Source organism: Pseudomonas sp. Marseille-Q8238, assembly GCF_965111915.1.
The window spans coordinates 1,668,070-1,681,288 of record NZ_CBCOPI010000001.1 but is presented as its reverse complement, the minus strand read 5'-3'; the positions used below and the strand labels follow the sequence as shown (position 1 = coordinate 1,681,288).

Sequence of the window (13,219 nt, the reverse complement as noted above, 5' to 3'; positions counted from 1 at the left end):
ATGCGCCTCGACCGTTTCCTCAGCAACCTGCCCCGCTTCAGCCGCCTCGATGCCCGCCAGTTGCTGGCCAGTGGTCGCGTCCGTGTGGATGGGCAGGTCAGCCGCGATGGCCGTGATGAAGTACGCGCCTTCAGCCGTGTCGAAGTGGACGATGAGCTGCTGCAGGCCGGCAAGCCGGCACGCTACTTCATGCTGCACAAGCCGGCCGGGGTGGTCAGCGCCACGCAGCACCCCGAGCACCGCACCGTGCTGGACCTGCTGGATGAACCAGACAAACAGGACCTGCACATCGGCGGGCGCCTCGACCTGACCACCACTGGCCTGCTGATCATCACCAATGACGGCCTCTGGTCCCGCCGCCTCACCGAACCGCGCAGCCGCCTGGGCAAGACCTACCGTGTCGAGACCGAGCAGCCCATCGGCAATGAATACATCGACGCCTTCGCGCGCGGCCTCTACTTCGCCTACGAAGACCTCACCACACTGCCCGCCGAACTGGAAATCCTCGACAGCCACACCGCCCGGCTGACCCTGCACGAGGGCCGCTATCACCAGGTCAAGCGCATGTTCGGCCACTTCAACAACAAGGTCCTGCGCCTGCACCGCGAACGTATGGGCCCGCTGGTGCTGGACCCTGCCCTGGCAGTCGGCCAGTACCGCTCGCTGAGCGAGAGCGAGATCACCCAGGTCTGAGCGCGACCGTCCGGCAGAAGAACGAAAAAGGTTCACACGCATGACTTGCGACTTAAACACGCGCCTGCTTGAATCCAGTTAACGGTCCGAACGTGACCGGATAGTCTGAAATGCATTCCAAGAAGATTTTTCCGACTGAAAGGTGCCTTGCACCTGCACGGGGACTGCCCTAGATCGACCTGACCGGCACCGCCGCCAGCCGATTCCCCCAGCCGGAAAACCCCGCCTATAACAACAGCTGTCGGCACGCTTGCACCCGCCGCTACCAGGCCTTTTCCCAGGCTTTTTGCCTACTGACCTAAGCTCGCGCAGCATTGAGTAGCTGTGCGTCCGCAACACGTACGTGTCATGGGGCTGCACGATGAAACCAGAAACCGCTGTGCTGGATATCCAGGGGCAATACCGCGTCTATACGGAGCACTACCGCGCTGACAGCGCCGAGCACACCATCATTCTGGTCAACGGCTCACTGTCGACGACGACCTCCTTCGCCCAATCGGTGCGCTATCTCTACCCGCACTTCAACGTGGTGCTGTTCGACTTGCCCTATGCCGGGCAATCGCGCGAATTCAACGACCACACACACCTGATGAGCCGCGAGGAAGAGGCAGACATCCTCCTCGAACTGATCGAACAGTTCGCCTGCGACCATGTGCTGTCCTTCTCCTGGGGCGGTATCGCCACGCTGCAGGCGCTGGCACGGCGACCACGGCGTATCGTCAAGGCGGTCATCAACTCGTTCTCGCCCATCATCAACGGGCCAATGCTGGCGTACCTCGAACGCGGTGCCGAGGTGCTGGCGGCCTGTGACCGCGAGAACATCGGCACGCTGCTCAACGCCACCATCGGCAAGCACCTGCCTTCACTGTTCAAGCGCTACAACCATCGCCATGTCGCCACGCTGGAGACTTACGAATACGCCCAAATGCGCTTCCACGTGGAAAACGTGCTGACCCAGCAAGGCCGCGCCTGTAACAGCTTCGCCGACGAAATCGACATCCCCCTACTGTTCGTCAACGGCGATTGGGACGAATACACCAGCGCAGAGGATGCGCGCCTGTTCGCCCGCCATGTCAGGCACTGCGAATTCCGCGTGATCCACCAAGCTGGCCACTTCCTCGACATGGAACACAAAGCCGCCTGGATGCAGACCCGCGACGCCCTGCTGGCTTTCCTGCTGCCGCCGCTCAACAGCCCACGCCAGCCAGCGGCCCGCTCCCATGCGCTGGCCATCTGAATAGCCTGGGCACGCAGCGCCCTTCTGCGTGCCCAGGCGGGGATGGGCGGGGGATGGATTACAAACAAGCGGGGAATTTTCTCACCCGCGGCTTCACCTGGGCGGGTGATTCTGGTAAAAAGGCTGCCCTCAAAGCGGGTGTCGTATAATGGTAATACCCTAGCTTCCCAAGCTAGAGCCGTGGGTTCGATTCCCATCACCCGCTCCAAAATCGAAACGTTAAAGCCCTGTTCTTACAGGGCTTTTTCGTTTTCGGGTTTGGGATGTGTCGAAGATGGGATTCAGTCCCAGCTAGCGGTAAGACCGTGTCGGAAAGCAGCCAGCCCAATTCGGCTTGCGACGAAGCCAATTGAAACGCCAACTCAACACAGAATAGCGACCACCCAGGAAGCAGGTAGGCGCTGGTATACCCGGGCATATAGAGCCAAGTGTGGCTAAGAAATTTGACTAAGAGCGGGCTTTAGCTCGTTCTAATGAGCGAAGCGAACGACCTGAACCAATAATCAGGGGCATTTCAACTCCATGCCGCGAGCCAGTTCTGAATTATAACGCTCTGCGAACTTTTTAGCTGCCGGCTGTAGATTAACTATTTCATCGCTGCACAAAATGTCAGATGTGCCAGGCATGTGTTTTATTTGTGCTTTTTGATGCAGGCAAGCCATCACATCGTCTGAAAGCCCTGGAGTGCTTACGGAGTAGCCATATACTCCATAAAATGCGGGACTGGAAAGTTTTGCTTCTTCTTTTGCTAGTTCCTCAGGATTGAGCTGAAGAAGTTCTTTGAGTTCGGCAAGGTCTTTTTCTTGTGGTGGGCAATCAACTACTTCAGTTGCAGCGCATGCAGAAAGAAGAACCATCATGGTGGTTAGTGCAATGCGTCCAAGCACAGGTAATGTTCCTAATGTTTGGTTAAGGGGCCGGCTTTAGCCGGTCCCGCAGTGAGCGAAGCGAACGTCCTGAACCGTTTGTTAGGCGCGCACAGAACAATGAGCTATGCCTGCTTCCGCGTAGGTAAAAATGCGGACAGTCCGAGCGCAACCATTAAAGCTCCAGCCATTGATATATGTGATTCTGGAGACAGAATACTGATGAGGCTTACTGAGGATGGGAGACCGGGAAATAGGTAGTAAATAAGCATTGAGAAACTGGCTATAAGACCGGCGATGATGTAGGCAGATGCGACCATTTTGCTGTTTGAAATTTGCTTTCTTATTGAGCTAATGGCTAGTAGTAGTGCACATGAGAAAATAATATTCCCAACTGCAATTCCTGCTAGAGGTGTGAGGTTGTATGTGCGCTGCATTATGCCTCTGAGAAAGTAAGTTATCTCGCCCAGCGAGTAAGCAGCTGCTAAAAGCAATAAGACTGTGCTTATAAGTAAAGTTATCTTTTTCATTGCGATCTTCATGGGTGGTAGTGGTGCCTAACTATAAATCAGGCGTCATAGCTGTCGCATAAAATCCCCCGGTGGTGTCGGCTAATCTGTCATGAGCGGTAACACCCCTTTGATTTTTAATATATCAAAGGTGACAAACACGACAGACACACTGAGAGACTGATGGCCAGAAGCTAGCCATAGCTGCCAGACATGTCTAGCAGTTGCGCTGAAAAAGTGTCGAATTCACTGCAGGGATAACGGGAAAATGCTGCCGTTTATAGGTCGAAACGTGAGAAAGCTGGCCTTTGCGGATCACAGCGAAGCACTGATAAGTGCTCAACTCCAATCACCCTCTCCAAATAAGCCCCTCAATTCAATCCTCCCTAAGCTCCTGAAACCGCTCCGCCAAAAAATCCACCAACGTCCTGACCGAAGGCAATAATCCACGCCGAGAGGCAAACACAGCGTGGATGATTTCTCGACGTGGCGCCCAGCCTGGGAGGACGTGGATCAGTTCGCCACGGGCGAGCTGTTCCTCGACCATCATTCGTGGCAGTTGCACGATGCCGACGCCGGCAACCGCCGCAGTGCGCAGGGCGAACATGCCCTGGGTGATAAAGCGCGGCTCATGACGGATGGTTGCTTGCCGTCCATCCGGGCCTATCAGGTTCCAGACGTGATCGTACTGAGGCAAGCCCAGGGCCAGACTGGGAAGGCCGGCCAGGTCGGCGGGGGTCTGTGGCACACCCGATGCTGCCAGCACTTTCGGGCTGGCGACCAGGCACTGGCCGCGGTCGGCCAGTACGCGCATGACCAGGTCGCTGTCTTCGAGGGGTGGTGGGCGCACACGAATGGCGATATCGATCCCCTCCCCCACGACGTCCACCCGGCGGTTGGTTTCCTCCAACTGAACCTGTACCCGTGGATAAGCCACCATGAAGGCTGCCAGCATGTCGGCGACGCGTGCGTCGAGCAGCGCGACCGGGCAAGTCATGCGCACGGTGCCGCATGGCTCGGCCTGGGTGATGGCAATCGCCTCGTCGGCGGCATCCGCCTCTACCAGCATGGCCTTGCAGTGCATGTAGTAGGTCTGGCCGATTTCGGTCATGACGAAGCGACGGGTGGAACGCTGGATCAGGCGTACGCCCAGCTTCTCTTCCAGCAGGGCAATGCGTCGGCTGAGTTTGGACTTGGGCATGCCCAGCGCTCGCCCGGCCTGGGCGAAGCCACCGTGCTCCACGGACTGCACATAGAAGTAGAGGTCGTTGAGATCTCTCATGGCTCATCGTTCACCAGATAGGACTCTGAAGGCAAAGATTAGCCTCTACCGGGTCTGTCGTCCCATATCTATTCTCCTTTCACGTTATCGAGACCCTGGTCTCATGCCTCAGGAGAATCCGCCATGAAGAAAGTACTCGGCATCTACAGCGCGCCTCGTCCGCACTGGGTAGGCGATGGCTTCCCCGTGCGTACGCTGTTCGACTATGGCAGCCACGGCGCCCACCTGAGCCCATTCCTGTTGCTGGATTACGCCGGCCCTGCTCACTTCGAGCCGTCGGCTCGTCCCCGTGGCGTCGGGCAGCATCCGCACCGGGGATTCGAGACCGTGACCATCGTCTACCAGGGCGAGGTCGAGCATCGCGATTCCACGGGCGCGGGCGGTCTTATCGGACCGGGTGACGTGCAGTGGATGACCGCGGCCAACGGCATCCTGCATGAGGAGCTCCATTCGCCGGCCTTCAGCAAAACCGGCGGCACGCTGGAGATGGTCCAGTTGTGGGTCAACCTGCCCGCCAGCGGAAAACGTGCGGAACCGGGGTATCAAACCCTGCTGGACGCCCAGATCCCAACGGTCGATTTGCCGGATGGCGCAGGGGCCGTACGTGTTATCGCCGGCACCTTCGATGGCCGCACCGGGCCTGCCCGCACCTTCACGCCCATGCAGGTCTGGGACGTGAAGATGAACCAAGGTCATCTGGCACGGTTCGAAAGCCTGCCGGGCCACACCTTTGCGCTGGTGGTACTGCATGGCTCGCTGCTGATTAATGGCACGCACGCCATCCAGTCAGGGCAATTGGCGCAATTCGAGCGCGGTGGCCATGACATCGAACTGGAGGCAAGCAGCGATGCGGTCTTTCTGCTGCTGGGCGGTGAACCGATCGACGAACCCATCGTCGGGCATGGACCGTTCGTGATGAACAGCCAGGCGGAAATCGCCCAGGCCATCGACGACTTCAACCACGGCCGTTTTGGCCAACTCCCCCGGTAGCGTTGCTACCACCACAGGCAACAGTCCTCAACCCAAGGAGAAACACCATGACTAAACCTTATGTTCGTCTCGACAAGAATGATGTCGCTGTCCTGCTGGTGGACCACCAGACCGGCCTGCTGTCGCTGGTACGCGATATCGACCCGGACAAGTTCAAGAACAGCGTCCTGGCCCTGGCCGGTATCGCCAGCTACTTCAAGCTGCCGACCATCCTGACCACCAGTTTTGAAGAAGGCCCCAACGGGCCGCTGGTTCCGGAACTGAAAGAACAGTTTCCCGACGCGCCCTACATTGCCCGCCCCGGGCAGATCAACGCCTGGGATAACGAGGAGTTCGTCAAAGCCGTCAAGGCCACCGGCAAGAAGCAACTGCTGATCGCCGGCGTGGTGACCGAAGTTTGCGTGGCCTTCCCGGCGCTGTCAGCCATCGAGGAAGGCTTCGACGTGTTCGTCGTGACCGATGCCTCCGGTACCTTCAATGAGCTGACCCAGCAATCGGCCTGGAACCGCATGTCTGCCGCCGGTGCGCAGTTGATGACCTGGTTCGGCGTAGCCTGCGAATTGCACCGCGACTGGCGCAACGATGTGGAAGGCCTGGGCACCCTGTTCTCCAACCACATTCCCGACTACCGCAACCTCATCACCAGCTACACCAAGCTGACTCAGAAACAGTAAGGCCCGCCCGGCACACTGGAAAACAAAGACCCGCCATTGGCGGGTCTTTGTCTATCTGAACACGCGAGGTTCACGCCTCGTTTGGCACACCGGCGTTGATGAACAGCTGTGCGGTCATCACACAGCACTTCTCGGCCTTCTTGGCACTGAACGCCTTGTGGTCCAGCGCCCACTCCAGCCAGAAGCCGTCGATCAGCGCGGTGATGGTCAAGGCGCCGGTGCGGGCATCGAGGGCGATGGCCTTCTCGATGGCAACAGCCTTGAACATCGCTTCCAGCTCCTTGCGGTAATCGCTGTAGAGCTTCTTGTTCAGCGCGCGCAATTGCTCGGATGACACCGCGGCGCCCCAGAAGCCCAGCCAGGTGGTGAGGATGAATTCGTTGAAGATCTTGCCGCGAAAGGAGGAACGGATGATCGCCAGCAACCGGTCTTCGGCCGAACCGCCCTTGATCTCCAGGAACTTGCGGGTCTCTTCACGCAGTTGGTTGGTCAGTTCCTGGTAGGTGGACAACATCAGCTCTTCCTTGCTGGAAAAGTGATGACCGATCAACCCGACCGAAATGCCTGCCTCGGCGCAGATACGCTCTATGGTGCTACCGGAATGACCGAAGCGCTTGATGCAGCGCATCGTCGCTTCGACAATCGCCTTGCGTCGCACTTCTGGCTCGACGCGGGTCCGTCGCTTCTTGACCTCTGGTGCGAGTGTCTCGGTGCTCATGCATCAACCTGCCTAATGCGCGTCGTTCATAGAATCGCTTCACGCCCGTGATCCTGTGGAAACAGGTCGAGGCATTCGAGCGAGGCGACAATTTAGCAATTTTCATCACGGCAGGCGCAGGAATTGCGTTGTAGAGCGAACGCCAGCAACCATCGCAAGCGCACTCAGCGCTTGAGGGAAACCGCCGCCCGTTGCGGGCGGCGGGTTTTACAGAACAGCGACGATCAGAAGATATTCAGCGGGTACTCGGTAATCAGCCGCAGCTCGCGGGTGCTGCCACCGGTGGAGTCGCTACCGGAGTGCCAGGCGTGCATCAGGCGCACGGACAGGTCGCGCAGGCTGCCATCCGGCACCACATAGCGTGCCTCGAGATCCGTCTCATGCTCCTTCTCCCCTTTGCCGTACAGGTCGAAGTAGGCGGACGATTCCTTGGTGTGGCTGCCGTCGATACCCGAACCCCGGATGTGCCGCACCATCATGCTCAGGCCGGGCAGGCCATAGCTCGCCAGGTCCAGGTCGTACCGCACCTGCCAGGAGCGCTCGCCCGGGGCGTTGAAGTCCGAGTACTGCGACGAGTTGCCGAGGTAGATGGAGTCGGCGTAATAGCCGGCGCTCGGTTTTCCCAGGCCGACGTAGTCGAAGGGTTGGTCACCGTGGATCGACTGGTGGATCAGCGTGAGGGTGTGCGCACCGAGGGTGTAGCCGGCAGCCAACGACCAGGCCGTGGTGTCGATACCGCCAGCTTTGGCGCTGCCGCTGTCGGTGGTGCGATAGAGGTTGGCATCCAGGCTCAGTGACTGACCGTCCGCCAGCGGCTGGACGAAGTTCAGGTTGCCGTAGTACTGGTTCCACAGGTCCTTGAAGCGACCGTTGTACAGCGCGACGCTGAGTTGGTCGTTGACCGTGTAACGCCCGCCCAGGTAGTCCGCGGCGCGGGTTTCCTGACCGGCATAGGCAGCGTAGATACCGCCGTCGCCGCTGGTGGTGACCGAGCCCGTACCGGCGGTGAAGTGCCCCGCCTCGATATCCAGCCCTTCGATTTCCTGGCTGGTCAGGCTGAAGCCGGTTGCCGTCTGCGGCAGCAGGTAGTTGCCCCCGGCGGCGAACACCGGTGCGGTGGGCTGCTGCATCGAGCCGTACTTGAGCACGGTATTGCTGATACGCAGTTTGACCGCGCCACCGAGCTTGGAGAAATCGCTCGGCGAGTGGCCATCGCCGTTCACCGGCAGGGTCGGCGTGCCGGTATGGCCGTCACCGCCGTCGAGTTTCAGGCCCAGGTAGCCGTTCACGTCGATACCGAAACCGACGGTGCCCTGGGTGAAGCCCGAGGTGTAGTTGAGCAGAAAGCCCTGGGTCCAGTTGCGCGCATCACGGTTGTTGCGTGCATCGGCATGGTGGCCGTCGCCCTGGTTCTGGGCGTTCCAGTAGTAGTTGCGCACCAGCAAGGTGGCGCTGCCATCTTCGATGAAACCCTTGCTGTCGGCTTGCTGGCTGGCCAGCGCCAGCGTCGGCAGGTGTACCGCGAGGGCGAGCAGGGTCATACGGGCCCAGGGGGCCGCACTTGGAAGCTTGTTCATTGTTATTTTCCCAAATGGTTCAGAAGATGCTCACGAACCGCCGGGCAGCGGCTGGCGCGTGTGAAGCCGCGTCGCAAGGCTGCCATGCAACCTGCGCGACCTGAGCAGCGGAGCCTATACAGCCCGCTCCGTTGCTCAGTGTTTTCACCACGCGTTACCACTGGCTCGCTGGATCGTGAGCGGACGCTCAGAGGCCTTTTTCCAGGTCTTTATCCAGCTCGTCGATCTGGGCCAGCTCTTTCTCGATGTCCTGCGAGCGGCACAGCCACCAGTACACCAGCGCCGAGACGGCCAGGCCGATCAGCATGCTCACGTCGGCGCCATCCAGACGCTCGGCCACATAACCGGTGTACAGGCCGGTGTTGGAGAACGGCAGCATTGCCACGAAGCCCACCAGGTAGGCGCCAATACCGCGCCAGTTCCACTTGCCGTAGATACCGTTGGGTTTGAAGATCTCGCGGATGGAGAACTTGCCGTGGCGCACCAGGTAGAAGTCGACCAGGTTGATCGCCGTCCACGGGGTGAACAGGTACAGCAGGATGGCCAGGAAGTCGCCGAAGTCTTTGACGAAGTTGTCCGAGGCGGTCATCGCGATGAAGATCGCCGAACCACCCACCACCAGCATCGCCAGGATGCGCTTGAACAGCGTGGACTTCTGGGTCTTGACCGTGTCGACGATGCTCAACAGGGTGATCGACGCGCCATAGAAGTTCTGCGCCGCACTGGTCACCAGGCACAGCACCGCCAGGATCAGCAGGAACTCGCCGAAGCCGACATACACCGAGTTGCCCATCAGCACCAGGCCCTTGGCCAGGTTCTGTCCGGGGCTCAGCGCAGCAGCCAGGGCACCGATCAGCATCATCCACACACCACCGATCATGGCGCCCAGGTAGGTCCACCAGAACGAGCCACGCACACTGATGTTCGGCGGCAGGTAGCGCGAGTAATCGGAGACGTAGATCGCCCAGCTCAACTGGTAGGCGGCGGCGACGAAGAACTGCGCGAGGAACGGCGTGGCCTTGAATTCGGAAACATTCATCTGGTCAGCCGGCAGCTTCACGAAGATGAACAGCCCGAAGGTGAACACCACCATCACCGCAATCAGGAAGAACGCCAGGAACCGCTGCACCTTGTGGAAGGTGTTGTAGCCCGCGATGGCCATGATGATCGCCAGCAACGAGAAGGCGATGGCCGAGCCATGCTCGGGCACATCGAACAACTCATGCAGGGTCTGTCCGACCAGCAACTGGTTGAACGCGTTGTAGCCAACGTAGGTGGCAATCGCCACCAGGTACACCAACAGCGCCCCCAGGTAGCCGAATTGTGGACGCGACTGGATCAGCTGCGGCAGGCCCATCTGCGGGCCCTGGGTGGAGTGGCCGGCCATGAACAGCGTACCGAAGGCACAGCCGAGGATGATCGCCACGGCCGACCAGAACAGGTTGGCCCCCATGCCAACACCGATGATGCCGACCGCCAGCGTGGTCAGGTGGGCTTCACCGCAGAACCAGATCGGCCACAAGTGCCAGGCCTTGCCGTGCCGTTCGGCCAGGGGCACGTAATCGATGGAGCGGGTTTCGAGGTTGAGACGTCCTTTGGACGTGGTTTCACTACTGGATGACATGGTCATTGCACCTTTCTTATTGGTCTTGGCATCAGGGCACACAGGGTGGAACGGGACCCGCAGCTCAGCTGCGGGCGTTATCGATGGCTTGCGTGAGCAGCGCCTCCAGATCGCTCAGAGAGCTGTCTCGTGGGTTGGTCTGACGGGCCGGATCGGCGAAGGACTTGCGCGCGATATCAGCCACATCCACCTGTTTCACACCGAGTGCGGACAACGACTTGGGAATGCCAAGGCTGTCGAGTTTGGCGCAGACGGCGGCATAAAAGGTCTCGAAACGCGCATCCGGCAGGTCAAGCACCTGGGAGATCGGCTTGAGGCAGCGCGCGATCTCCTCCTGATTGAAGCGCAAGACCACCGGCAGGATGATCGCGTTGGTCAGGCCGTGGTGGGTGTTGTAGCGCGCACCGACCATGTGGCTGAGGGCATGCACCAGGCCCAGGCCCTTGAGGAACGCCACGCCGGCCAGGCACGAGCCGATCAGCATCTTGCCGCGCGCCTCGAGGTCCCGGCCCTCATTCACGGCGGTGTCGATGGAGTGCCAGAGCAGGTCCAGCGCCTGCAGCGCCGCCCCGTCGCAGAGCGGGTTGAAGCTCGGTACGAAGTAGGCTTCCAGCGCATGGATGATGGCGTCGAAGCCGGTCCAGGCAGTGAGGTTGGCCGGCAGGCTCTGGGTCAGTTCGGGATCGAGGATCACCGCCGCCGGGCGCGCCAGCGGATGCCAGACGCAGCCCTTGATGCCACGCGAGGTGTCCGTGAGCATGGCCGTGCTTTCGGTTTCGGCACCGGTGCCGGCGGTGGTCGGGATGGTGATCACCGGCGGGAAATCCGCCGCGCTCAGGCCTTCGGGCACCGGGCAATCGAAATCGAACTGCCACAGGTCGACATGCTGCTGGCGGGCGATCAACGCCACCGCCTTGCCGCCGTCCAGGCCGCTGCCGCCACCCAGGGCGATCACGCCGTCGGCGTTCCAGTCCTGATAGGCCTTGGCCCCGGCCTTGACCGCATGGTCGGTGGGGTTGGGCTCGATGCCGCCGAACAACCCGCAGGCCAGGCCGTCGTCATTGAGCAGGTTCTGCAGCTCGGCCACGAAGGGCAGGTTCAGCGAGCCCTGGTCGGTCACGATCAGCGGCCGGGTGATGTTGAACTGACGGCACAGCGCGACCAGTTTGCTGCGCACGCCAGGGCCGTATTCCATCGGCAGTGGAACGGTCCACGTCTGATGGTTGAGAGGAGACAGATTGCTTTGCACGAAACTCACCTTAACCGCAGCGGATGATGGTTGATTTCAACTCGGTGTACTTGCTCAGCGCGTGAGCGGAGTTGTCCCGACCATTTCCGGATTCCTTGAAGCCACCGAACGGGAAGTTCATGTCCACCAGTTCGTCATAGCAGTTGCCCCATACCGTCCCGGCCTTGAGTGCGCGGGTCGCGGTACGCAGGGTGTCGATGTTCGAAGACCACACCGCCGCGGCCAGGCCGTACTCGGTCTGGTTGGCAATGGCGATGGCCTCTTCGAGAGTGTCGAAGACGATGACCGTCAGCACCGGGCCGAAGATTTCTTCGTTGGCGATACGCGCATTGGCGTCGGCGAGGAAGATGGTCGGCTCCAGGTAGGCGCCCTCGCCCGCCAGCGACAACGCATTGCCGCCCGCCAGCAACCGGGCTTCCTGCTTGCCGATGTCGATGTAGCGCGCCACTTGCTCGAACTGGATGCGGTCGATGATCGAGCCGGTGACGCTCTGTGGGTCCAGCGGATGGCCCGGCTGGTAGCCCTTGGCCGCTTCGATCAGTTCCGCGATCAGCTCGTCGGCCACTGCTCGCTGCACCAGCAGACGCGAGCCGGCACTGCAGATCTGTCCCATGTTGGCGAAGATGGCGGCAGCAGCCGAGGCAGCGGCACGCGGGATATCCGGGCAATCGGCCATGACGATATTGGCCGACTTGCCACCCAGCTCCAGCCAGACGCGCTTGAGGTTGGACGACGCGGCATTGGCGGCGATCTGGCGACCGACCTTGCCGGAACCGGTGAAGGCGATGCAGTCCACATCCAGGTGCAGGCTCAGTGCGCGGCCCACGCTGCCGTCACCAGGCACTACGTTGAACACGCCAGCCGGGATACCGGCTTGCAGCGCCAGGTCGGCAATGCGCAACGCCGTGAGCGGCGATTTTTCCGAGGGTTTGAGCACCACGCTGTTGCCCGCAGCCAATGCCGGGGAAAACTTCCAGGCGGCCATCAGCAGCGGGTAGTTCCATGGCACCACGGCCGCGACCACGCCCAGCGGCTGGTGCGTCACGGTGCCGAAGAACTGCGGATCGATAGCCGGCACTTCGCCGTGCACCTTGTCCACCAGCTCGGCGAACCATTCCAGGCAATAGATCGTGCCAGGCAGATCACCGCCCGTGGTGTCACTGATCGGCTTGCCGCTGTCGAGGCTTTCGAGCAGGGCCAGCTCTTCTAGGTGGGCCTGCATCAGCGCAGCCCATTTGAGCAATACGGCTTTGCGTTCGCGGGGCGGCAGATCGGCCCAGACGCCGGCATTGAAGCTGCGACGTGCGGCGGCTACCGCAAGATTGACATCGGCATCGGTGCACGCGGCAACGGTGGCCAGCGGCTGCCCATCGATGGGGCTGTACGAACAGAACGTCGCACCCTTGCAGGCATCGACGTAGGCGCCGTCGATGAAGGCACGGCCTTCGATCTGCAACGTTTCACGCTTCTCGAACCAATAGGCACGGTCTTTGACTTGCGTCACTGCAACACCTCGTTTTGTTCTTTTCAGGCTGCGGCGATGCTAGATCATACTGAAAACTCATTCAATAGAAGCGAAAGCCATTATTGAAAATAAATTCAGTAGTAGGTTCCACGGAAAAATCAGCAAGAGAAGTGCCTGAGGCCTTGTAGGGCGTGGCATCCAGCAGATATGGAGAGGGGCCGATCGACAGGCCAAGCCTGTGCCGTTCATCAGGTAATTGCGCATGGGGCTGCGGAGAAAGCGGATGCAGAGACGCTCGCGAACGGAAAATTCGCGGCTTCATTCAGAGAAAAAAT

At 60.3% G+C, this 13,219-nt stretch carries 12 protein-coding genes and 1 tRNA gene; 5 read left to right on the top strand and 8 right to left on the bottom strand.

Annotation, left to right across the window (positions count from 1 at the left end; all coding sequences use genetic code 11):
* The 3 genes from ACWPW0_RS07800 to ACWPW0_RS07790 all read left to right on the top strand — a co-directional run bounded on the left by ACWPW0_RS07800 (position 1) and on the right by ACWPW0_RS07790 (position 2,138).
* Positions 1–693 (top strand): pseudouridine synthase, encoded by a 693-nt coding sequence (locus ACWPW0_RS07800; protein ID WP_454254953.1) that lies wholly within the window; start codon positions 1–3, stop codon positions 691–693.
* A 361-nt stretch (positions 694–1,054) separates the two neighbouring features.
* Positions 1,055–1,930 carry an alpha/beta fold hydrolase gene (locus tag ACWPW0_RS07795; RefSeq protein ID WP_454254952.1) on the top strand — a complete coding sequence of 292 codons (876 nt, stop codon included), beginning with the start codon at positions 1,055–1,057 and terminating at the stop codon, positions 1,928–1,930.
* 134 nt (positions 1,931–2,064) lie between these two features.
* Positions 2,065–2,138: transfer RNA gene (locus tag ACWPW0_RS07790), tRNA-Gly, on the top strand.
* Positions 2,139–2,433: 295 nt separating this feature from the next.
* Here the strand turns inward: ACWPW0_RS07790 and ACWPW0_RS07785 are convergent.
* The 3 genes from ACWPW0_RS07785 to ACWPW0_RS07775 form a co-directional block, all read right to left on the bottom strand.
* Positions 2,434–2,817, bottom strand: a complete 384-nt coding sequence (locus ACWPW0_RS07785) for a hypothetical protein (RefSeq protein WP_454254951.1) — start codon at positions 2,815–2,817, stop codon at positions 2,434–2,436.
* 104 nt (positions 2,818–2,921) lie between these two features.
* Positions 2,922–3,326: a hypothetical protein gene (locus ACWPW0_RS07780; protein WP_454254950.1), complete on the bottom strand. Its 405-nt coding sequence runs from the start codon at positions 3,324–3,326 to the stop codon at positions 2,922–2,924.
* Positions 3,327–3,681: 355 nt separating this feature from the next.
* On the bottom strand, positions 3,682–4,587 hold the full coding sequence (locus tag ACWPW0_RS07775; RefSeq protein WP_454254949.1) for a LysR family transcriptional regulator: 906 nt from the start codon (positions 4,585–4,587) through the stop codon (positions 3,682–3,684).
* A 123-nt stretch (positions 4,588–4,710) separates the two neighbouring features.
* Between ACWPW0_RS07775 and ACWPW0_RS07770 the strand changes: the two genes are divergently transcribed.
* Together ACWPW0_RS07770 and ycaC are read left to right on the top strand one after the other, a co-directional pair.
* Positions 4,711–5,577, top strand: coding sequence for a pirin family protein (locus ACWPW0_RS07770; RefSeq protein ID WP_454254948.1), 867 nt, complete (start codon positions 4,711–4,713; stop codon positions 5,575–5,577).
* A gap of 47 nt (positions 5,578–5,624) precedes the next feature.
* Entirely contained in the window at positions 5,625–6,251 is a 627-nt protein-coding gene (gene ycaC, locus ACWPW0_RS07765) for an isochorismate family cysteine hydrolase YcaC (RefSeq protein WP_454254947.1), read from the top strand.
* Between the two features lie 70 nt (positions 6,252–6,321).
* Here the strand turns inward: ycaC and betI are convergent, their stop codons facing one another.
* The 5 genes from betI to ACWPW0_RS07740 form a co-directional block, all read right to left on the bottom strand.
* The gene (gene betI / locus ACWPW0_RS07760) at positions 6,322–6,969 is read right to left on the bottom strand and encodes a transcriptional regulator BetI (protein ID WP_454254946.1); all 648 of its coding nucleotides are present in this window, start codon (positions 6,967–6,969) and stop codon (positions 6,322–6,324) included.
* 224 nt (positions 6,970–7,193) lie between these two features.
* Positions 7,194–8,546 (bottom strand): OprD family porin, encoded by a 1,353-nt coding sequence (locus tag ACWPW0_RS07755; RefSeq protein ID WP_454254945.1) that lies wholly within the window; start codon positions 8,544–8,546, stop codon positions 7,194–7,196.
* A 187-nt stretch (positions 8,547–8,733) separates the two neighbouring features.
* Positions 8,734–10,170, bottom strand: coding sequence for a purine-cytosine permease family protein (locus tag ACWPW0_RS07750; RefSeq protein ID WP_447722254.1), 1,437 nt, complete (start codon positions 10,168–10,170; stop codon positions 8,734–8,736).
* A gap of 64 nt (positions 10,171–10,234) precedes the next feature.
* Positions 10,235–11,419 (bottom strand): iron-containing alcohol dehydrogenase, encoded by a 1,185-nt coding sequence (locus ACWPW0_RS07745; RefSeq protein ID WP_454254944.1) that lies wholly within the window; start codon positions 11,417–11,419, stop codon positions 10,235–10,237.
* A gap of 10 nt (positions 11,420–11,429) precedes the next feature.
* Positions 11,430–12,923, bottom strand: a complete 1,494-nt coding sequence (locus tag ACWPW0_RS07740) for an aldehyde dehydrogenase family protein (RefSeq protein WP_454254943.1) — start codon at positions 12,921–12,923, stop codon at positions 11,430–11,432.
* Positions 12,924–13,219: the final 296 nt, after the last annotated feature.

Coding starts and splice junctions, on each gene's coding strand:
- ACWPW0_RS07750 (WP_447722254.1), bottom strand. CDS start 10,170: ATGTCATCCAGTAGTGAAACCACGTCCAAAGGACGTCTCAACCTCGAA.
- ACWPW0_RS07795 (WP_454254952.1), top strand. CDS start 1,055: ATGAAACCAGAAACCGCTGTGCTGGATATCCAGGGGCAATACCGCGTC.
- ACWPW0_RS07755 (WP_454254945.1), bottom strand. CDS start 8,546: ATGAACAAGCTTCCAAGTGCGGCCCCCTGGGCCCGTATGACCCTGCTC.
- ACWPW0_RS07800 (WP_454254953.1), top strand. CDS start 1: ATGCGCCTCGACCGTTTCCTCAGCAACCTGCCCCGCTTCAGCCGCCTC.
- ycaC (WP_454254947.1), top strand. CDS start 5,625: ATGACTAAACCTTATGTTCGTCTCGACAAGAATGATGTCGCTGTCCTG.
- betI (WP_454254946.1), bottom strand. CDS start 6,969: ATGAGCACCGAGACACTCGCACCAGAGGTCAAGAAGCGACGGACCCGC.
- ACWPW0_RS07780 (WP_454254950.1), bottom strand. CDS start 3,326: ATGAAAAAGATAACTTTACTTATAAGCACAGTCTTATTGCTTTTAGCA.
- ACWPW0_RS07770 (WP_454254948.1), top strand. CDS start 4,711: ATGAAGAAAGTACTCGGCATCTACAGCGCGCCTCGTCCGCACTGGGTA.
- ACWPW0_RS07775 (WP_454254949.1), bottom strand. CDS start 4,587: ATGAGAGATCTCAACGACCTCTACTTCTATGTGCAGTCCGTGGAGCAC.